Raw genomic sequence first — 20,882 nt, 5'->3', positions numbered from 1 at the left:
TGTACCGATATACCGTGCAACCGCAGGGCGGTCGCGGTTGCACCGGTACTGACTGACAGTAGACCGTATCAGCCGGACGCAGGCGGACCATCTCACCAGCGCCGAGTCCGTCACCGATCCGCTGGATCCGCAGGGCTTTCGCTCGGCTCGACGGGCGAGTCGGTCGTCGGTCGCTCGAAGCCCGACTCGTCGACGGCCAGCCTGGCGACGCCGCTGGTCTCGTCGAAGACGTGGTGGCGACGTGGGTAGGCGAACTCGACGTCGAGCTCCGCGAATCGGTCGCCGATCGCCGTCTGGACCGCCGACCGGACGATGGCCTGTTTGTAGGGGTGTTTCATCCAGAAGAACAACTCGAGGACGATCCCGTGATCACCGTATGCACTGATCGTACAGTTGGGTGCGGCGGCGTACCGAGCGCTGCCGATCCGAATATCGGGCCCTCCAGAGATGACGTCGTCGACGGACCGGGCGGCCCGTTCGGCAGCCTGGCGCGCCGTCTCGAGGTCGCTGTCGTAGGTAATCTCGAGCGTGAGCGAGACCCGAGTGCGCTCGTCTTCCGCGGAGTAGTTGATGACGTCGCGCGTGTGGATCTCGGAGTTCGGAATGACGATGAAGGTGTTCTGGAGGGTGAATATCTTCGTGTACCGGATCGTGATGTCCTCGACGAAGCCGCGGTGGCCGGCGTCGACGACCTCGATCATGTCGCCGATCTCGTAAGGGCGGTCGGCTAGCACGTAGAAGCCGTTGATCATGCTGCCGACGATCGGAGCGAGGACGATGGCGATCACGGCCGAGATGACGGTCACCGACAGGAGGATCTGCGTGTTGCCGACGCCGATGATGCTTGCAGCGACGGTCACGGCCCAGAGGAGTACGGCCGCTCTGACGCCACGAAGCACCGTTCGCGTGACGCTCGGTCGTTCGATCCGCTGAGCGATCGTTCGACCGGCAAGGCGGACGACGAGTTTCGACAGGTACCAGCCGACGACGAGTACGATGAGTGCGAGGGCGACCTCGATCACGTCCAGCGGGACCGCTCTCGGGAGTAGGTCCTGAATACCCCTGGCTACCGAGTTCTCGGCGGCGCTCTCGTTGGCCTGAAGGACCCCGCGCATGCCAACACACTCAGGCCCGCTGTGGTTAAGCGTTCTGACCATCACATCGAGCGACCGATCTGAAACAACCCGATTTCGAAAACGCGTGCTACTCGATGTATAATAAATCATTTAGTCATTGATGTCGTAGAGACTGGCATGGCACCAGACGAACTTCGCTCGACGGTCGAACGCGTTGGCGACCGGTTTAATCTCGGCGAGTACGAGATCGACGCCTATCTCACCGTCCTAGAGCAGGGCCAGCTCACCGCGAGCGAGATCGCCGACCGAACGGAGATTCCCCAGCCCCGGGTGTACGACACCGTCCGCAGCCTGAGCGACCGCGGCCTGGTCGAACTGCGCGAGTCCCGCCCCATGAAGGTCGTCGCGATCGACCCTGCGGAGGCCTTCGATGACGTCCAGACCTCCTTCGAGCAGATGATCACCGACCTCGAGGCCCGCTACACCGCACCGGCCAGAGACACGGAGGCCGTCTCGCTGGTCAAATCGCGGTCGACGATCCTGCGCTATCTCGAGGAGGTCATCGACGACGCGGAGTTCGAGCTCGCACTCTCGCTGACGCCGGATCTGCTGACCAGATTCGAGGCGGACCTGCGCGATGCGATCGAGGCGGGCGTGAGCGTCGACCTGATCGTGACGCCGGCCAGTGAGGCCCCCGACCCGGACGCGTTCGACTACGGCGCGATCGCCTCGACCGCACGCGCCCGGCGCGGGATCACGACGCCGGTCGTCGCCGTCGCCGACGGCAACTACTCGGTCTACGCGACACAGGACGCCCTGCGAGACGATCAGGACCGCTACGGCGTCATCTTCAACCGGTCTGCGCTTGGCTTCCTCGTCTCGAGTTTCTTCGGAACCGTCCTCTGGACGACCGCCGATCGAACGCTCGGTGAGGACGACACCGCCCGCTCCTACCCGCGCAAATACGCATCGATCCGCCGGTGCGTGAAGGATCTGCTCGACGAGGGTGGCGAGTTCTACGCGACCATCGACGGCCGGGACGTCGAAGTCGGCGGCCAGCGGATCGTCCGCGGACAGGTCCGCGATATCGGCTTCGAGGTCAGCGAGGAAGTCGCCAGCCTCACGATCGAAACCGAAGACGGCGAGGAAGTCTCCGTCGGCGGCCGCGTCGCTGCCCTCGAGGACGTCGAGGCCCACGAGATCCACATCGGTCGGAACGAGCCGCCAGCGCTCGAGGACGCCTGATACGGACTCCTGTCAGTCAGTGCTGGTGCACCCGCAATCCGTCGTGCTGGTGCACCCGCAATCCGTCGTGCTGGTGCACCCGCAATCCGTCGTGCTGGTGCGCCGGTATCCAGTGATAGTACACCCTCGATCAGACGGACCCAGTCGTGGGAGCGCTCGATCGTCACCGGTGTCGGAGAAGAAGCCCGTACTCCCTTTCTCCGGTGACATATCCGTCGTCTGCTGGCATCTGCCGACCGCCGAGTGACAATGAGCGATTAGAACGTTCAATATCGCTGTCGAGCAGGAACGTACGCCTCCGGCACTGTCGATATGTTGCCCGGCTCGTCGGAACCGACACGACACCTCGACAGTCATATTTTATTACAGTATTTATAACCAACAACTAAGTTCGATGCCGTGGACGGACCACTGGTCATGGGACGCGATACTGCCGGTGGGCGCGACCGATCGCGCCTGAAGCGACGGTCGTTTCTGAAGGTCGCGTCAGGAGCGACCGCGACCGGAGCCGTCGCGGTTACTGGCTGTCTCGGGCGTGGTCGCCAGCCGGGAACGGTGGTGATGACCGCCGCCTCGGACGTCGCGGGGATCATGCACAGCGATGGCGACGAGCCGTCGATCCAGCAGGCGCTGTGGGACGCCGGCCTCGACGAGGATATCCGCGTCGAGATCCAGACCGTCGTCAGCGACTCCGCAGCACGGATGCAGACCACCCAGTCGGCACTCGAGGCGGGCCGTGCCCCACCCGACATCCACATGATGGACAGCGGCTGGACGGTTCCGTTCATCCTTCGGAATCAGACGGTCAACCTGACCGAACAACTCCCGGACGAGACGCTGCAGTACGTCACCGACAACTACCTCGAGGCGATCCTCGAGACGGCGCGCGACCCCCAGGGTGGCGATCTCCACGCCCTGCCGCTGTTTCCGGACCTCGGATTTACCCTGTATCGACAGGACCTCATCGAGGACGCCGGCTACGATACCGGTGGGTGGGCGACAGATCCACCGCGGTGGGAGGAGTTTTCGGCTGCGGTCCGCGACGCGAGAGACCAGGCTGGCCTCGACTACGGGTTCACGACGCAGGCGGCCGCCTACGAGGGGCTGTCCTGCTGTACCTTCAACGAGGTGATGACGTCGTGGGGCGGGGCGTACTACGGCGGGGTAGACAACCTGTTTACCGCCGGTGACCGGCCGATCACCGTCGACGATCAGCGGGTCATCGACTCGATCCGGATGATGCGCTCGTTCATTGCGGGAGAAGAGGAGAATACCCTCGATGGGTATCCACAGATTTGCCCGTCAGCGGTCGTCCAGTGGACGGAACAGCAGTCCCTCAGCCCGTTCGCTGCCGGCGAGGCCGTCTCGAACCGCAACTGGTCGTACGCGATCGCGGAGACAGGGACGGAGGACGGGTTTGGCGAGAACCTCGGGGTGATGACGAGGCCGTACGCGGTCTCCCGACAGGAGGCCCAATATTCGGACGTCGGCGGCACCGCTGCGGCACTTGGCGGCTGGAATCTCGCGGTCAGCCCGTTTTCGAACCGCGAGGAGGAGGCGCTGCAGGTTCTCGAGGCCTTCGCCAACAGGGAGGTCATGCTCACCGTCTTCCGGCTCGGCGGATTTCTGCCACCGAACCTCGATCTGGTCGCGGAAGCCGATGCAAGCGACGTCGGTCCCGTCGCTCGCTACGCCGACGTAGTCACGTCGGCCAGCGAGAACGCGATCCCACGACCGGCGACCGACCTCTGGCCGGAACAGTCCGCACTGATCTATCAGGCGGTCAACGCGGCCTACCGCGGCGCACAAGCGCCCGAGGCGGCGATGAACGACCTCGCGAACGAACTCGAGCAGAGCGAATCGGAGGTATCATGAATGGCAACTGAAACCGACGACGGTGCGACGACCGACACCGAGCCCGTGACTGACGGCGGAACGGTGACCGGCGGCGAGACGGGGACGAGCCACGAACACGAGCGGACCGGGAACGCCGCCGTCAACTGGATGGAGAATCTGAGCGAAGCAGCCTACGCGTACCTGCTGTTGCTGCCGGCCTTCGCGTTGCTGACGCTGGTCGCGTTCTATCCCATGATCAGGACGTTCGTCATGTCGCTGCGCGCCAACCAGACGCGAGGACTGGATCCGCTCGGCGGCTTCGTCGGCCTCGAGAACTACGTCGACATTCTCACTGGGAACGCGCGGCTGGCACGACAGTTCCTCGACGTCGGGCTGACATCGTCGTTCCCCTTCATCGAACTCGGGACCCCGTTCTTCCAGCAGGCGCTGTTCGTCACGCTCGCCTTTGCGGTCATCAGCGTCGTCGTCGAGACGGTGATCGGGTTCGGGCAGGCCTACGTGCTCGATCAGGAGTTTACGGGGCGGCGCTGGGTGCGCGTGGCGATCATCCTCCCGTGGGCGGTGCCGATCGTCATCCAGGGGATGATCTTCTTCCTGCTGTTCCAGCCGACGGTCGGGTTCGGCTCCGATCTCATGCAGAGTCTCGGTATCTTCAGCGGGACGCCACTGGCCAACAGTCAGGACGCGTTCATCATCATCCTCGTGGCCGATATCTGGAAGTCGTCGGCGTTTATGGCCCTGCTGATCCTCGCGGGGCTCCAGAGCGTCGACCGGAGCCTGTACGACGTCGCCCGCGTCGCTGGGGCCTCGCCGTGGCAGCGGTTCAAACTGATCACGCTCCCGCTCGTGATGCCGGCCCTGCTGGTCGCGATGTTGTTCCGAACCATGGACGCGATGCGAGTGTACGGCCTGATCGAATCGACCGCCGGCTGTACGACCGTGCCGTCGCTGAGCTGTCTCGTCGTCGAAGCGATGTTCGGCGGCACGCGCATCTACGCGACGGCAGCCGCCGTGGCCTTTGCGACGGCGCTGGTCATCGGCCTGATTATCGGCGCGTACGTGCTGCTCTTCCGCGACACCGAGGGAGGGATGTACTGATGACTGATCCGAGAGACTCCACCGATCCGACGACCGCAACCGACTCGAGCGACACTGACAGCAACGGCGGCCAGCCGCATGATCCGACGCTTCGCCGTCCCGACGGCGGGGCGGTCCTCGAGGACGACCGCGATGCGGAACTCGACCGCGGCCCGTTCCAGCAGTGGGTCTCCAAGTCCATCTCACACCCCGAGCGGGTCTACCGGGCGATGTTCTACGTCGCAGCGATCTTCTTCCTGTTTACCACGCTATTCCCGTTCTACTGGCTGCTCATGGTCGCGCTGACGCCGGAGGGCCAGCTTCAGGACATCGTCTTTACGCCCAACGGCTTCAACCCCGGCGCGTTCGTCGAGGTCTTCGAAGTCATCCCCTTCCACATCTACATGTTCAACAGCTTCGTGATCGCGCTGGCCTCGACGATCGTCGTCCTCGTCATCGCCAGCCTCGCGGGGTATGCCTTCGGTCGCCTCGAGTTCCCCGGTCGAACACCACTGATGCTGCTGGTGTTGGTCATCTCGTTTTTCCCGCCAGCGGCCTTCTTCATCCCGCTGAACGATCTCTTTAACACCTCGTTTGCGTTTCTCAGGCCGATCACCGGCGACGGCACCCTCTACAACACGCCCTTCGCGCTGGTGACGCCGCTGTCGGCGATCTTCATGCCGCTGGCGATCTTCATTCTCACGACGTTCTACTCGCAAATCCCCGATGGACTCGAGGACGCAGCCCGCGTCGAGGGGACGACCCGGCTGGGCGCGCTCTTCCGGGTCATCATCCCGCTGTCGGCACCCGGCGTCGCGACCGCCGGCGTGTTGACCTTTATCGCCGTCTACAACGAGTTCTTCTTCTCGTTCCTGATGACCGACGGCCAGCCCGAGAACTGGGCCCCGATCCTCGACGGCATCCTCGCCTATCAGGGGCAGTATCAGGTGTTGTACAACCTCATGGCCGCGTCGAGCATCCTCGGGGTGATCCCCGTCGCGATTCTCGTGGTCATCGCACAGGAAAAGATCGTCAGCGGACTCACCGCGGGCGCACTCAAGGAGTAAGCCAATGGCACGAGTACGACTCGAACACATCACGAAACGCTACGACGACGTCACCGCGGTCGACGACGTCAGTATGGAGATCGAAGACGGCGAGTTCGTCACCTTCGTCGGCCCATCAGGCTGTGGAAAATCGACGACGATGGAGACTGTCGCTGGACTCACACAGCCGACTGAAGGGCAGGTGTACATCGGTGACGACGACGTGACGACCCTCGCACCCAAGGATCGAGGCGTCGCGATGGTCTTCCAGAACATCGCGCTGTTTCCCCATATGGACGTCTTCGAGAACATCTCCTTCGGGCTGCGGCTCCGGACGTACGACGACGAGGAGGTCCACCGTCGCGTCGAGCAGGCCGCCGACATCGTGCAACTCGAGGGGATGTTAGATCGGATGCCCGATGAACTGTCTGGTGGTCAGCGCCAGCGGGTGGCGATCGCCCGCGCGATCGTGCGCAACCCCGACGTCTTCCTGATGGACGAACCGCTGGCCAACCTGGACGCGAAGCTGCGCGTCCACATGCGGACCGAACTCCAGCGGCTCCACCGCGAACTCGGGACGACGATCATCTACGTCACCCACGATCAGGCCGAGGCGATGACGATGTCGAACCGGATCGCCGTCCTGAACGAGGGTCAACTCCAGCAGCTCGCACCGCCACTGACCTGCTACAACGAGCCCGCAAACCGGTTCGTCGCCGGCTTCATCGGCTCACCCTCGATGAACTTCGCCGACGGCGAAGTCATCGACGGTGGCCTCGAGACGGACAACTTCACCGTCGATCTGGACGCCGCACGGCTGCCAGGGGTGACGGTCGGTGACGCCGTCACGATGGGTGTTCGACCGGAAGACGTCCACATGGCCCAATATGCGGACTCGCTTGCCGCGCCGACGGACCGGATCGACGCCAGGACCGACGTGCTCGAGCCGATGGGCGACGAGGTGTTCGTCTACCTCCTGCTGGCCGAGGGCGCAGCGGGGTCGATGGAGGAAGACCCCGCCACGTCGCCGAACCAGTTGCTGATGAGCGTCACCCCCGACACGGAGATCGAAGCGGACCAGGACGTCGACGTCGTGCTCGACCGCTCGAAGATCCATCTCTTCGATGCGACCACCGGCGACGCGCTGGTCCACGGCATCAGCGGCCTCGAAGAGCAAGAATCCGGCACGACGCCGACGGAAGCAGATAGCTAACGTGGTCGGCAGACCACACGCGCTGCTCGAGTGTGTCACACGGCTCGTGGCTCGTCACCCCGCGTACGACCGAAATACAGCTCCGAGACGGACTTCTGTCAGTCGGTGTCGGTGGAACCGCGACCGTCCTGCGGGCCCACCGGGAACTCGGGACAGCAGACCGTACGAGTGGCTGGTCTCGCAACGGCGGCCAGACGGGGTAAGCGATGGCCAACATTCAGTTTGGCGATGGATGGAAGTCGCTCGAGCCAAATGATTTGATATAGCGGAACTGGGTGTATCGGACTGAAACGAAACGACCGCGGACAGCACACCAACGACATCGAAATGACACGGAATCGCTCTGACATCAACGCTGGGATCATCGGGCTCGGCAACATCGGCCAGTATCACGCTGAACGACTCGTCGAGCACGGCGTGACACTCGCCGGTGGCATGGACGTCTCCGCCGAGGCGCGGACACGCTTTGCCCGTCGGTACGATGTCGACGTCTACGACGATCACCACGAGTTGTACGAGACCGTCGACGCCGTCATCATCACGACACCGAATAAGTACCACGAGGAGTACGCGGTCGATGCCTTCGAGCGCAACCTGCACGTCTTACTCGAGAAGCCACTGGGGCACTCCCTCGAGAGTGCAGAACGGATCGCCGAGGCGGCAACGGACTCGGAGGGGTACGCCATGGTGGGGTTCAACAACCGGTTTGCGAACACGGTTCGAATCGTCAAAAGCCGTATCGACCGGGGTGAGCTCGGCGACGTGTCGCACGTCGAGGCCAACTACGTCCGGCGACGTGGGATACCGGGTCGAGGGACGTGGTTCACCCACCGACAGATCGCTGGCGGTGGCGCGCTCATCGATCTGGGCGTCCACGCCATCGATCTGGCGTTATACCTGCTCGGATACCCCGACGTCGAGGAGGTAAGCGGCGTGGCTCGCAGCGAGTTCGGCTCCCGTGAGGAGTATGCCTATCTCGACATGTGGGCCGACGACGCGGGTCCCGGTGGCTTCGACGTCGACGACTCCGCCAGTGCCTTCATTCGCTGTGCGGGCAACCGAACGATCTCGCTCGAGGTCGCGTGGGCGACCAACCGACCGGCCACCCACGAGTTCATCGCCCGCGGCACCGACGCCGCCGCCCGCTTCGACCTCCTCGAAGGGGATCTCTCTCTCTACTCGGCGAGTAGCGTCGGCCCCGACCACCTCGAGGACACGTCGGTCGAGACGCGCCAGAACGACACCCATTCGGACGAGCAGAAGGCCTTTTTCGACCGGATCATCAACGACGGGAAGCGCGAAAACACCGTCGACGAGGCACTCGAAGTCCAGCGGGTCATCCATGGAATCTACGACTCGAGCGAAAAAGGGCAGACAGTCACGCTCGAGAACTGATGCCGGAGAGGGGCGCTGCCGAGCAGTATCGGGCACGATATTTACGGTACTGAGCCACCAAGCTATCGTATGGAAACACCACCCGAACTGGAAGCTGCAGCCGGCGAGACGACAGATATCACGATCACCAACCGTGAATACGAGGACGAGAGCGTCATCGCCGTCGATTTCGGCCCCACCGGCGAGACGCCGACGGTCGACATCGTCGACGACACGGCGATCGTCGTCGTCGGCGACGAGCAGTTCGAGTTTGCCGTCCCCGAGAACGCCAGCGACGTGACCGTCAACGACGGGATTCTGACGATCAGCGGCTGATACGGGCTGCTGTCACTGGGTCCCGGCGCACCCGCAGAACGGAGGTGCGCCGGCACTGACTGACAGCCGTCCGTATGACGCCGTTAGGTCCGACACCGCGACCGGAGTCGACCCCCGCCGCCCGCTACCGAGTGCCTGCCAGCCGTCGTTTTATCTCGCCAGGTGTGGTCGCTGCCCCCATGGAGATCGGCGTCCACACTCCGCCGCTGGCCGACGAATCGCTCGAGGAAGCCCTGCCGTATCTCGACGGCCTCGGCGTCGGCGCGATCGAACCCGGCGTCGGCGGCCACCCGGGACAAGCCCACCTCACCCGATCGGCGTATCTCGACGACGAGCGTGCACAGGCCGAACTCGCCAACCTGCTCGCGGAGTACGATATGCAGATCAGCGCGCTCGCGACGCACAACAACCCCTTGCATCCCGACGACGAGCGCGCCGCACACGCCGACACAGAACTTCGCGAGGCGATCCGACTGGCCGCCCAGCTCGAGGTCGACGCCGTCACCTGCTTCTCGGGGCTGCCAGCGGGCAGTCCAGCCGACGAGACGCCCAACTGGATCACCGCACCCTGGCCGCCACAACACGCCGACGCGCTCGAGTACCAGTGGGAGCATGCCATCGAGTACTGGGGCGAGCTCGCCGACTTCGCCGCCGACCACGAGGTCGATGTGGCGATCGAGATGCACCCGAACATGCTGGTCTACGAACCCCACGGGCTGGCCCGACTGCGCGAGGCGACCGGCGAGCGGATCGGGGCGAACTTCGATCCCTCACACCTCTACTGGCAGGGGATCACGATCACCGACGCGATCCGATATCTGGGCGAGCACGACGCGATCCACCACGTCCATGCCAAGGACACGCAGATCTACGACGCACAGGCCCGCGAAAAGGGTGTGCTCGATACGACCCCGTACGACGACGAACCCAACCGGTCGTGGCTGTTTCGCTCGGTGGGCTACGGTCACGGTGAAGCCCACTGGAAGGACATCGTCTCCACGCTGCGGATGATCGGCTACGACGGCACGCTGAGCATCGAACACGAGGACTCCCTGACCAGTTCGCGGGAGGGTCTCGAGAAAGCGATTGATCTGCTCGGGCGAGCGATCTTCGAGACCCAGCCTGGTGAGGCATACTGGGCGGAGTGATACGGACACCTGTCAGTCAGTGCCGACGCACCCGCAACCCAGTGACAGCAGACCGTATGAGCCAGCGAGACTACTCCTCGATCGGCCGACCAACCGACTCGTTCGCCGAACGATCTCGGACCTCGACGTTGCAGTCAGAGCGGACGACGATCTCGTAGCCCTCGTACTCGAGATGGACAACCACAGTGCTGGCACCGCCGCCAGTGGTGGTAAACAGGTCGTCGAGCGCCTCGGGATTGACCACCGTAAACAGCGGGTCGTACTCCGGGGGCTCGACATCGGTGACGTCGATGCCCTCCTCGGCAGCGATGGCTTCAATGATCGCCTGTGACGGCGACCACCCCCCATCGAGCATCGACGTCTCGTCCGGAGTGGACATACTAGTCCTGTAGGGATTCACGTTGATAAGGATAATGGCGAATACAGTAATTTACTGACTGGGAGTGATTATCTATCCTCGATGTCCGGTGGTAACTGCTCGAGAATCACGTGCCGGATCGACGGCGACAGCAGGTTGTACACCCGCGACGCCGATCATTCACCGCGCGCCCGTTCGAACAGGTCGATCGCCCGCTCCCGACGGTCGGCGTGGTCGACGATCGGTGCCGGATACGCGGGGGCGGCCTCCTCTCGTTCAGCCGGCGCTAACTCGTGCCAGCTGTGGATCTCGTCGGCGGTCGCATCGGCAAGTTCGGGGACGTACTCACGGATGTACTCGCCGTCGGGATCGTACTCTCGGCCCTGTTTCATCGGGTTGAACACCCGGAAGTACGGCTGAGCGTCGGTGCCGGTCGAGCCCGCCCACTGCCAGCCGCCGACGTCGTTTGCCGTGTCGTGATCCGCGAGTTGCTGCCGGAACCAGTCGTATCCTACTCGCCAGTCGGTCAGGAGATCCTTGGTCAAAAAGGAGGCGACGAGCATCCGCACGCGGTTGTGCATCCACCCCTCCGCGAGAAGCTGGCGCATCCCCGCGTCGACGATCGGATACCCCGTCTCGCCGGCTTGCCAGGCCTCGAGTTCGACCGGATCGTTCTGCCACTCGATCTCGTTCTCGTAGCCGCTGAAATTCTCGGTGACGGTCTCGGGATTGAACGCCAGCACGTGGGCGTAGAACTCCCGCCAGGCGAGTTGGCGCTGGAACGCACGGACGCTCTCGCGGTCGTCGTCCGTCTCCGCCCGCCGGGCGGCTCGGTCGGTCGCCGCGTACAGTTCTCGCGGGCCGATCGTCCCCCACTTGAGATGGGGAGAGAGCCGCGAGGTTCCACTCTCGGCGGGGTAGTCGCGTCGCGCCGCGTAGTCGTAGATCGGCCCCGCACAGAACGCCGCGACGCGCTCTCGAGCCGCTGCCGTCGTCACCGTCGGCGGCGTCGCCTCGGGGGCGTCGAACCCCAGGTCCGCGAGCGACGGGATCGGGTTACCCGAGACGGCAGCGAGGTTGCCCGGATCGGGTTCGTCGACCGGGTCCCGTTTTTCGCGATCGCGCCACTTCTTCCAGAAGTACGAAAACACCGAGTAGTGTGCGCCCTGATTCGGCGTGATCGACCCCGGTTCGTGGTGGATCGCGTCGTGGATCGACTCACACGGAGTGTCGGCATCCTCGAGCGCCGCCCGAACCGCCCGATCGCGGTCCTGCGCGAGCCCGCTGTAGTCCTCGTTCCAGACGACGCGCGTCGCGTCGTACTCGGCTGCGACCTCGGGGACGACCGCACTCGCCTCACCTCGGACGACGAGCAGGTCACTTCCGTGCTCGCGGTACCACGCCCGCAGGTCGTCGAGGGCCTCGAGCAGACACGCAACCCGGATCGGCGAGGCGTACTCGAGGACGGTCGGATCGAGAACGAAAAGCGGGACGACCGGCCCATCGCTCGCGGCGCGTGCGAGCCCGCGATTGTCGCTCGGGCGGAGATCCCGACGGTGCCAGTGTACGATCACACGTGACGTGACGACTCGAGCGGGGAAAACATCGTGTTTCCGGCGATCCGTGAGCGACGGCAGGGCTCGAGCAACTCACCACTGATCGTTGATCGATGAAAGTCGCTGTTCGATGAGTATAATGAGTCCATGACTGTCTTTACTCCATTTGTATGCCGGTCATAACAATGCCTGCGTCCCCGGACCGTCGTGGTGTGGAACCCGTTCCCATGACAACGGGGCGCGCCGACCCTCACCGGTCGACCGCAGCCACTCCAGGGAACGGCCACGAGAGACAGCTATGAAACTCGCACTCATCGGCTTCGGTCAAGCGGGCGGAAAGGTCGTCGACGAGTTCCTGGCGTTCGACGCTCGGATCGACGGCGGCTTCGTCGAATCGGCGATCGCGATCAATTCCGCGACGACGGATCTCAAAGGACTCGAGCACGTTCCGATGGCAAACCGCGTCCTCATCGGGCAGGCTCGCGTCAAGGGCCACGGCGTCGGTGCGGACAACGAACTCGGCGCAGAAATCGCTAAATCGGACAGCGACGAGATTCAGGCTGCGATCGACCGGGTTCCGGCCCACGAGATCGACGCGTTCCTCGTCGTCGCCGGTATGGGCGGCGGCACCGGCAGCGGCGGCGCACCGGTCCTCGCGAGACAGCTGCGGCGGATCTACACCCAGCCAGTCTACGGACTGGGTCTCCTCCCCGGAACGGACGAGGGCAGCATCTACACACTCAACGCCGCCCGGTCGTTCCGGACGTTCGTCGACGAGGTCGACAACCTGCTCGTCTTCGATAACGACGCCTGGCGCAGCGCCGGCGAGTCCGTCGGCAGCGGCTACGACCGCATCAACCGCGAAATCGCCGAGCGGTTCGGCCTCCTCTTTGCCGCCGGCGAGGTCCAGCAGGGCGACCACGTTGCCGAGAGCGTCGTCGACTCCTCGGAGATCATCAACACGCTCTCGAGCAGCGGCGTCTCCACGATCGGCTACGCGAGCGAAACCGTCGAGACGAACGACGGACTCCTCTCCTCGCTGACCAGCAGCGACGAGACGTTCGATGAAGGGGAAGCGACCAACCGGCTAACCAGCCTCGTCCGGAAGGCCACTCTCGGGCGGTTGACGCTTCCCTGTGAGGTCGCCAGCGCAGATCGTGGGCTCGTCGTCGCCACCGGCCCGCCGTCCCACTTAAATCGCAAGGGCGTCGAGCGCGGTCGCCAGTGGCTCGAGGATGAGACCGGAAGCATGGAGATCCGCGGCGGCGACTACCCCCTCCCCGATCGCGACGAAGTCGGTGCGATCGTCCTGCTGTCGGGCGTGACCGACGTGCCGCGGATCGACCGGCTCCAGCAGGTCGCGATCGAGACACAGGAGACGACCACGGAGGTCCAGACCAGCGCCGACGAAGAGTTCGCGTCGCTGATGGACACCGGCGGCGAACTCGACGCACTATTTTAAGCGAAAAGCGATTCGTCTCGTCGGCGAGCGGGTCGCGATCTCGAGGCCGTAGGAGCCGATTACCGCGTCGTATCGATATCGAATCTCATGTCAGTCTGTCTAACGAGACAATAACGAATTGTGATATTCGCAACGGACCAGTCATGCGGAGTCGAGAGAACGGTACTACGACGCGGTCGACAGTGCGGAAAGCGCTCGAGACGGTCCTGTTTCGGACGGACGAGCGAACAGTCATCGAGGAGTGTCGGCGGTGTGGGACCACGCTCGAGTCCGTGTCGACGTGTCCGGCCTGTGGCAGCAGCGACATCGTCGAATATCGAATCCGGTGAGCCACACGCAGCCGACAGTGCGTAGAACGGACCCGGTAGCGTGGCGCTACGGCTCCGTGACGGGAATCGCGTCTGTCTCGATCGCGTCTCGCCGACCGTCGAGGACCGCAAAGCGCTCGTCGCGGCGCGACTCGAGCCAGATAAGCAGCCGCTCGGCCCACTCGAGTTTGTGCGCTTTCACGGGGTCGACCGCGGGGTCGTCGAAGTCCCAGCCGACGAACGTAAGGCTCGCGGCGCCGAGGTGGTCGGCGAGAAAGGCCGCGCGATCGCCGTCGGTGAAGCCACCGTAGTTTCGGACCGGGCCGCGGGGTGCGGCCTGGGTCGTGGGCAGGACGAATGCAGCGTCACAGTCGGGAACGACCTCGCGGATCGACTCGAGATTGTCGCCGTGGGCGTGGACTGCAACCGGCACGCCGCGCTGGGTGAGTCGGACGACGGTGTCGGGGTTCTTGTCGAGGTCGGTCACCATACAATCGACGTCGATCCCGTCGCTCGCGAGGGTATCGACGGCAGTCGACGCGGCGACGACGACATCGGCTGCGCGTGCTCGTTCGAGAGCCTGCTCGGTCTCGAGTGAGGGACCGGCACCGGCAACAGCGACGGTCGCGTCACGGATGATCGAGAGGTCGGCGGGGTCGAACGACGTCTCGAGCAACGACGCGAGGAGATCGCGCCCGCGTTCGTCGCCAGCGCGGTCGTAGCCGAAATCGTCCAGGATCGTCTCGTAGACCGGTTCCCACTCGTCGAACTCCATAGACGATCTCGTCGGGCGATCGCTTTGTGTGTTCGGTCTCAGACGGTCTGCTGTCCCGATGTCCCGGCCCGACCGCAGGACAGTCGCGGGCCCACCGACACCCACTGATAGGAGCCCGTCTCAGTATCCGCGACTGTCAACTGGCGGTATACACGGCTTGCCACAGTTGTCACTGATCGGTGTAGTACCACAATAATTCCGTGTTGTGGGCCGGGGGTCGCCTCCAAAGTACCCCTACCCGGGAGGCCGCCCGGCGTCCACTCCACCATTTTGAATCATCCGGCATAAGCTTTCTCTTAACGCAGCACCCCTGACAGCTTCTCGCCGAGCTTTCCAAGACAATCGGTTTCAGACGAGAGCGCGCCAGCAACGGCGGAAACGTTGGCTGTCGATCCCACGAGCAAGCACGCCCCGTCAGCCGTGCGTCTGACGACTACTCCCTGCTCGGTCGCGATGGCAACAAGCCGATCTATCGCCTCGGGATCGAGGCCATCGAGCTCGAGCAGTTGACCCTGCCAGTCGTCGGCAATCGCGGGATCGATGCCGCGCTCGCGGAGCTGCGTTCGGAACTCGCGAGTGGAGGTGACGTCCAGTTGTGAGATCGTGATACCGTCTGCGGTCGCGCTCGCACGCTCGGTAAACGCCTTGCCGATCAGGGCCGCGTCCCGCGTCTCGGCCACGTCGTGGGTCCGGATCACGTGTGCGCCGCGTTCGACGGCCATCGAGGTCGCCGCGAGGCTGACTGGCAGTCGCTCGTCGGTCTCGCGACCGGCGATCTCGCCGAGGAAGTTCTTCCGGTTGATCGAGACCAGCATCGGGCGCTCGAGCGCCCGGAACTCTCGCAGTCGGCGGAACGTCTCACGGTCGTCGGCGAGCGTCTGGGCCTCGCTCCAGCCGCCAAAGGCAGGGTCGATGATCGTCTTGTCGGTCAAGCCGTTCTGTTTCAGTGCCTCGGAGACCTGATCGACGTAGTCGGCTTCGGCGGCCCACGCGGTCGATTTCCGGGCAGCCCAGTCGGTCTCCTCGACGGCACCCGGTCGCTCGATATCCGGCGGACTCGCCATCTTCGCGACCGCCGCGTCGTGGTCCTCACAGACCGCGGGCAGCTCCGGGTCGGCGAAGCCACAGATGTCGTTGACCATGTCGAAGCCCTGTGAGAGGGCCTCGTCGGCGACTGCCGCATAGCGGGTCTCGATCGAGAAGATCGCATCTCCGGAGACGCTCTCGATCGTCTCGAGCGCGAGGTGAAGCTGGTCAAGTTCCTCTTCGGCCGAGAGCACGTCGAAGCGTTTGTTCGCCGACTCGAGGCCGATATCGACGATATCGGCTCCCTCGTCGATCAGTTCCTCGTCGACGTACTGGGCCGCCTCGCCGGGGTCGTCGTAGACGCTCGGATCGTACGGCGACTCTTCGCTGATGTTCAACACACCCATGATCCGGGGCGGATACTCGTCACCGATCCCCAGTCCGGCGGCGTCGACGCTGTCCATATCCCGTCTGTGGAAGCGACGCCAAAAGGTATCGTGGTTCCGGCGAACGGTGCTCGCTCACGTCGCCGCCGTCTCACGGGCAGTGTCGGCGTCCTCGCTGAGAAAGACCGTCCCATCGCGGGCGGTTGCGGGAACGCCGGTTCTGAGCCAGCGCGTGCCGTCGATGGTGACGGTCGCGTCGTCGGTCAGCGCCGGTCGGTTGTAGTATTCGTCCATGGCACCCGGCCCTCCGACCGCGAGTTCCCCATCCGTCGGGCCGCTGACGACGCGCGCTCGAGCGCCGGACAGCGGTCGACCGAGCCAGCCGGTGTCGATATCGGCTCGCGTGCGAACGTGGGTGATCCCGGTCTCCGGACGACCGACGAGGCGGACGGCGTCGTCGGTCTCGGCCACCTGTTCGGGGGTCGTCGTGGGTGTCGCGTCGACGATCGCGAGTCCGCGTCTGGCCATGCTCGTCCCGCTCGCCCGGAGCCCATCGTACTGCGCGGGTGTAACGAAGGCACGATCGACATCGGTGGCGACGAGCAACGACCGAATCGTGTCCGAGTCCGGGCTCGCGACCGGTCGGTATCGCCCGCCGCTGACGAGCGTCGCGTTCACGCCGAACAACAGTTCGATCGGGTTTGACAGTCGGCACGCGCCGAGATGTGCCTCGAGCGTGGCGCTCTCCTCGTCTCGACAGATCGTCGCCCCGGCAGCGGCACTAGCGCTGAGAGTAGCGTGCGTGTAGACGACGGCGATCGGCTCGTCGGTATCCCGCTCGAGGTACGCGATCAGCCCCGGCGCGTCGTCCGCCCGTCGCACGATATCGATCCCGGTCCGCGAGTTCGCGCCGTTCATCCCGCCGTTGTCGAGGAGGTCGGGAAGGTCGATCCCCATCCGTGCGTCGCTGTCGACAGTGACCGCGACGCGCAACGGTTCGCTGCTCGCGAGCAGGCCCATGATCGGGCTCGAGTCGGTGACGAGCGCCTTCGCCTCGGTCTCGTTCAAGACGTGTCTGACGTCCCAGCTTTCGTACGACTGAGGGAGGGTAACGGGGACGCAACCGGCTCTAAGCGCCCCGTAGACGCCGATCAGCACGGCTCGAGAGTTCGCCGCGTGGATCACCACGCGGTCGCCAGCCGTGATTTCCCGGTTCGTGAGCCCACCCGCAAACGAATTCGTCGCGGACCACAGCTGTGAAAACGTCATCGAGCCGTCGCGCTCGAGTGCGACCGCCGTCCGGTTTGCCATCACAGACGATTGGAGTTCGGTAACGAAGTTCGTCATCAGTTGTAGGCCGATATTGGACTATAGTGCTATAAGATTTCATCACAATCTGAATTACCACTCGTTTGTTCATATTATAGTGATTTCTACCACCACGCGGCCAATATATAAGGACCAGTAGTCGTCTAGGGAGACTGATTGGAAAATGTAACCGTTCCAGGTAGGATGAGAGTTGTCGACAGACCAAACCCAGGCGCAACCAGCAGCGGGCCCGCTACTCGTCGTCTTCCAAGACGGCCAGCCGCGAATCCCGCAGGAGGACTTTCTTGACGATCGAGGGATTCTCGAGCAAGCGGTGTTTCGCGTGTGCGCCGCGGCCGCGCCCGCGGCCTTCGCGTTCGGACTGGATGACGTTGAGGAAGTTCTGTTCCTGGAGGATCTCCTGGACCCGGCGTTCGGAGAGGACGTCGAAGTCGAGCTGGCGGGCGACTTCCTTGTACTGGTTGTAGATGATCTTCGTCGGGAACTCCTTTTCCGAGCTGTTTTCGGTCAGCAGCGTCAGCGAGTAGAGGATCGCCTTGGCCTGCTGGGGCGAGCCTTCGATGAGTTCGTTAAAGCGGTCGGCCTCGGTCTTCTCTTTGGCGTCGCGGACGTGGTCGGCCGTGACCTGGGACTCGTTTCGCTTCTTGGCGATCCGGCCAGCGTTCCGAAGGATGTCGATCGCCTTGCGCGCGTCGCCGTGTTCCTGGGCTGCGAGCGCGGCGGTCAGTGGAATCACATCGTCGGAGAGCACGCCGTCGTGGAAGGCGTCGCGGCGTTTCTCCAAGATCTCGACGAGTTGATTCGCATCGTACGGCGAAAAGACGAGTTCGTCCCGCGAGAGACTCGACTTGACGCGTTCGGAGAGGTGATCGGGGAAATCGATCTTGTTCGAGATGCCGATGATGCCGATGCTCGAGTCAGAGATGCGTCGGTTCTCCCCAGCTCGCGACAGTTTGCGGAGGACTTCGTCGTCCTCGAGCATGTCGATTTCGTCTAAAATGACGATGGTGACGTCGGTACAGTGGTCGACGGCCTGCCAGAGGCGCTTGTAGTAATCGCCGGTGCCCAGGCCACGGTCGGGGACGGTGACCCCGCTCTCGTCGGGTTCGTTGACGAGTTGGGCGATCGTCTTGACGATCGACGCTTCTGTGTTCTGTTCGCCACAGTCGATGAAGGCGTACTTCACGGTGACGTCGTCGTGTTCGGCTTCCGTAATGACGCGCTGGGTGACCGATCGCGAAATAAGTGACTTGCCGGTGCCGGTCTTCCCGAAAATGAACAGGTGGTTGGGCTCGCTCCCGAAGATCGCCGGATTCAGGGCGTCCGCAACCCGTTGCATCTGCTCGTCGCGCCCGACGATCCGATCCGGACCGGGCAGGTGCGTGATCTCGAGCAGACGCTCGTCGGCAAAGACCGGATCGTCGTACCGAAAGAGCGGGTCTCGATCGTCGTTGGCGGACATTGCACTACTCCGCCCCTTTCAACTGGATTGAAATAAACCTGTGGAGATCGATCGCGGGTGTAAATTCGCCGTCAGAGCGACTCAACAGGCAGGTCGTGGCCGCCTGACCGAAAATCTCCCGAAACGCCGGCCTCGCGCTTCTAATCGACCGCGATGGACACCCCCACCCCCGTCGCGGGTGTAAAGCTCGGAGGCATGACCCGGTCAGCAACCCGTTGTCCGGGGTTTCGGACCGGCGATCACGTCCAACAGCCACGGACAGAATACCCTCGAGACTGCCACAAACCCTCTCGAGGGAGAGTCGAACAAACGATTTGCCGATCAGCGACCGGGGACACACCCCCCTCGCGTTTGTAACGGCGAGAGGGAGGGGGTGGTCGAGATGAATCACCAGATTTCGGCAGTGAAATCCCGATTTTGCACCGATTTTACATCCGCGATACTGGTGTGTTCCAAATCAGGGTCCCCAGACGTAGATAGTGTTACAAACGCGAGGGGGGTGTGTCCCTCTCACACTCGGCACTTAGGCCGAATATCCGTGTCACAACCCGTTCTGACGTCTCTCGAGCCGAAAATACATCCGCTAGTGTCCCCCGTCTGCTTTCCTATCGTTCGGTTTTTGGAGACAGACCTGCTCGGTAGCGTCTCTATAGACCTCTATGCTCTACCTCGCTCACTAGCAGTCACTATCGTACCGTTCCCTAGAATATCTAGTATCTAGATCACGAATGTCTATATCTAGTAGAATCTCTAGACTAGAATCTAGAGAAAGCTAGAATAGATACAGTGAACGACAGATCAGTCCTGCGACCATCGTTTACTGGCCCACTACCGGTGTCGAAACGACACACAGCCAAGCAATCAGTGACAGACGGTTCACCCGCTCCTCGCCAACGCCATCGAACCGTGAACGCGTCTCTTTTGACGGTCCCGCGCTGAAACCTAGCTATGAATCCGATGGTTACAGCGTTTCAGTCGCGACCGCCGTTTGCGACCGAAGCGGACGGCGACCTGACAGCACTGCCCTGTCTCGAGCACGTCACATCCTCGAGCCAATGACCGACAAGTCGTCACCAGCCGACCCACCTGCGAGTCGAACACCGCCGTCGGTTGCGGTCGTCGACGCACAGTCGCCCGGCAACGTCGGGACGATCGCCCGCGCGATGAAGAACTTCGGCTTCGAGGACCTCCTGCTCGTCGATCCGCCCGAACTCGACCCCGACGGCGAGGCCTACGGCTTCGCGGGCCACGCTCGCGAGGATATCCTCCCGAACGCCGACGAGATCAGTTTCGACTATCTCGTAGAACACTATCACACGATCGGCTGTACGGCGGTGACGAACGAAGACGACAACAGCCACATGCGATTTCCCTACTCGACGCCCGCAGACCTCGCCGACCGGTTGCCGACCGTCGAGGCACCGACCGCCCTCGTCTTCGGGCGCGAACGCGTCGGCCTGACGAACGAGGAACTCGCCCGGATCGACGAAATCTGCTCGATCCCGGCAAACACCGACTACCCCGTGCTCAACCTGGGACAGGCAGCCACGATCACGCTCTACGAACTCCGATCGCTGACCCTCGGCGACGAGACGCAGTTGCCCGACCTCGAGCGCGTCCGTGCCCCCGAACCGACCGTCGATCGGCTTTACGATCAGTGGGGTGCCTTACTCGAGGAACTCAACCATCCCGACGAAAAGCACGACAAGACGATGCGGATGGTCCGACGGGTGTTCGGTCGGGCAGACCTGACCGAACGCGAGGCAAACACGTTACTCGGAATACTTCGCCGGGCGACCGAACGACCGGCCGAGAACGCGGATCAGTCGTAACAGGACCGCGAGTCGA

Annotated in this window: 18 protein-coding genes; 11 read left to right on the top strand and 7 right to left on the bottom strand. The window is 63.6% G+C overall.

Features of this window, described 5'->3' with window-relative positions; all coding sequences use genetic code 11:
- Window positions 1-110: 110 nt before the first annotated feature.
- On the bottom strand, window positions 111-1,115 hold the full coding sequence (locus tag ACERI1_RS04240; RefSeq protein WP_373616798.1) for a mechanosensitive ion channel family protein: 1,005 nt from the start codon (window positions 1,113-1,115) through the stop codon (window positions 111-113).
- A gap of 138 nt (window positions 1,116-1,253) precedes the next feature.
- On the opposite strand from ACERI1_RS04240, the gene trmB reads away from it, so the two are divergent.
- The 8 genes from trmB (at window position 1,254) to ACERI1_RS04200 (ending at window position 10,372) form a co-directional block, all read left to right on the top strand.
- Window positions 1,254-2,321, top strand: a complete 1,068-nt coding sequence (gene trmB / locus ACERI1_RS04235; RefSeq protein WP_373616797.1) for an HTH-type sugar sensing transcriptional regulator TrmB — start codon at window positions 1,254-1,256, stop codon at window positions 2,319-2,321.
- A 417-nt stretch (window positions 2,322-2,738) separates the two neighbouring features.
- Window positions 2,739-4,196 (top strand): extracellular solute-binding protein, encoded by a 1,458-nt coding sequence (locus ACERI1_RS04230; protein ID WP_373616796.1) that lies wholly within the window; start codon window positions 2,739-2,741, stop codon window positions 4,194-4,196.
- Entirely contained in the window at window positions 4,197-5,276 is a 1,080-nt protein-coding gene (locus ACERI1_RS04225) for a carbohydrate ABC transporter permease (RefSeq protein WP_373616795.1), read from the top strand. It abuts the gene before it with no gap.
- Window positions 5,276-6,322 (top strand): carbohydrate ABC transporter permease, encoded by a 1,047-nt coding sequence (locus tag ACERI1_RS04220; RefSeq protein WP_373616794.1) that lies wholly within the window; start codon window positions 5,276-5,278, stop codon window positions 6,320-6,322. Before ACERI1_RS04225 ends, ACERI1_RS04220 begins: the two co-directional genes overlap by 1 nt.
- Window positions 6,323-6,326: 4 nt before the next feature.
- Window positions 6,327-7,514, top strand: a complete 1,188-nt coding sequence (locus ACERI1_RS04215; protein WP_373616793.1) for an ABC transporter ATP-binding protein — start codon at window positions 6,327-6,329, stop codon at window positions 7,512-7,514.
- Window positions 7,515-7,841: 327 nt separating this feature from the next.
- Window positions 7,842-8,909 carry a Gfo/Idh/MocA family protein gene (locus ACERI1_RS04210; protein ID WP_373616792.1) on the top strand — a complete coding sequence of 356 codons (1,068 nt, stop codon included), beginning with the start codon at window positions 7,842-7,844 and terminating at the stop codon, window positions 8,907-8,909.
- Between the two features lie 69 nt (window positions 8,910-8,978).
- Complete coding sequence (locus ACERI1_RS04205; protein ID WP_373616791.1) at window positions 8,979-9,224, top strand: hypothetical protein; 246 nt, start codon at window positions 8,979-8,981, stop codon at window positions 9,222-9,224.
- A 179-nt stretch (window positions 9,225-9,403) separates the two neighbouring features.
- Window positions 9,404-10,372, top strand: a complete 969-nt coding sequence (locus ACERI1_RS04200) for a sugar phosphate isomerase/epimerase family protein (RefSeq protein WP_373616790.1) — start codon at window positions 9,404-9,406, stop codon at window positions 10,370-10,372.
- A gap of 70 nt (window positions 10,373-10,442) precedes the next feature.
- On the opposite strand, the gene ACERI1_RS04195 is transcribed toward ACERI1_RS04200, so the two are convergent.
- Window positions 10,443-10,751: a HalOD1 output domain-containing protein gene (locus tag ACERI1_RS04195; protein WP_373616789.1), complete on the bottom strand. Its 309-nt coding sequence runs from the start codon at window positions 10,749-10,751 to the stop codon at window positions 10,443-10,445.
- Window positions 10,752-10,906: 155 nt separating this feature from the next.
- A complete protein-coding gene (locus ACERI1_RS04190) occupies window positions 10,907-12,304 on the bottom strand; it encodes a deoxyribodipyrimidine photo-lyase (protein ID WP_373616788.1) in 1,398 nt (465 codons plus the stop codon).
- Between the two features lie 280 nt (window positions 12,305-12,584).
- On the opposite strand from ACERI1_RS04190, the gene ACERI1_RS04185 reads away from it, so the two are divergent.
- Both ACERI1_RS04185 and ACERI1_RS04180 read left to right on the top strand, forming a co-directional pair.
- Complete coding sequence (locus tag ACERI1_RS04185; protein WP_373616787.1) at window positions 12,585-13,748, top strand: tubulin/FtsZ family protein; 1,164 nt, start codon at window positions 12,585-12,587, stop codon at window positions 13,746-13,748.
- Between the two features lie 182 nt (window positions 13,749-13,930).
- Window positions 13,931-14,077, top strand: a complete 147-nt coding sequence (locus ACERI1_RS04180) for a hypothetical protein (protein WP_373616786.1) — start codon at window positions 13,931-13,933, stop codon at window positions 14,075-14,077.
- Window positions 14,078-14,123: 46 nt separating this feature from the next.
- On the opposite strand, the gene ACERI1_RS04175 is transcribed toward ACERI1_RS04180, so the two are convergent.
- The 4 genes from ACERI1_RS04175 to ACERI1_RS04160 form a co-directional block, all read right to left on the bottom strand.
- Window positions 14,124-14,831 (bottom strand): 6-hydroxymethylpterin diphosphokinase MptE-like protein, encoded by a 708-nt coding sequence (locus ACERI1_RS04175; protein WP_373616785.1) that lies wholly within the window; start codon window positions 14,829-14,831, stop codon window positions 14,124-14,126.
- 296 nt (window positions 14,832-15,127) lie between these two features.
- Window positions 15,128-16,321 (bottom strand): dihydropteroate synthase, encoded by a 1,194-nt coding sequence (gene folP, locus ACERI1_RS04170; protein ID WP_373616784.1) that lies wholly within the window; start codon window positions 16,319-16,321, stop codon window positions 15,128-15,130.
- A 57-nt stretch (window positions 16,322-16,378) separates the two neighbouring features.
- Complete coding sequence (locus ACERI1_RS04165) at window positions 16,379-17,590, bottom strand: AMP-binding protein (RefSeq protein WP_373616783.1); 1,212 nt, start codon at window positions 17,588-17,590, stop codon at window positions 16,379-16,381.
- A gap of 214 nt (window positions 17,591-17,804) precedes the next feature.
- Entirely contained in the window at window positions 17,805-19,034 is a 1,230-nt protein-coding gene (locus tag ACERI1_RS04160) for a Cdc6/Cdc18 family protein (protein ID WP_373616782.1), read from the bottom strand.
- 1,055 nt (window positions 19,035-20,089) lie between these two features.
- Here ACERI1_RS04160 and ACERI1_RS04155 point away from each other — a divergent pair.
- Entirely contained in the window at window positions 20,090-20,866 is a 777-nt protein-coding gene (locus ACERI1_RS04155; protein ID WP_373616781.1) for an RNA methyltransferase, read from the top strand.
- Window positions 20,867-20,882 lie beyond the last annotated feature (16 nt).

Source organism: Natrinema sp. HArc-T2 (assembly GCF_041821085.1).
Taxonomy (GTDB): Archaea; Halobacteriota; Halobacteria; order Halobacteriales; family Natrialbaceae; genus Natrinema.
This window is presented reverse-complemented; position numbering and strand designations above follow the sequence as displayed.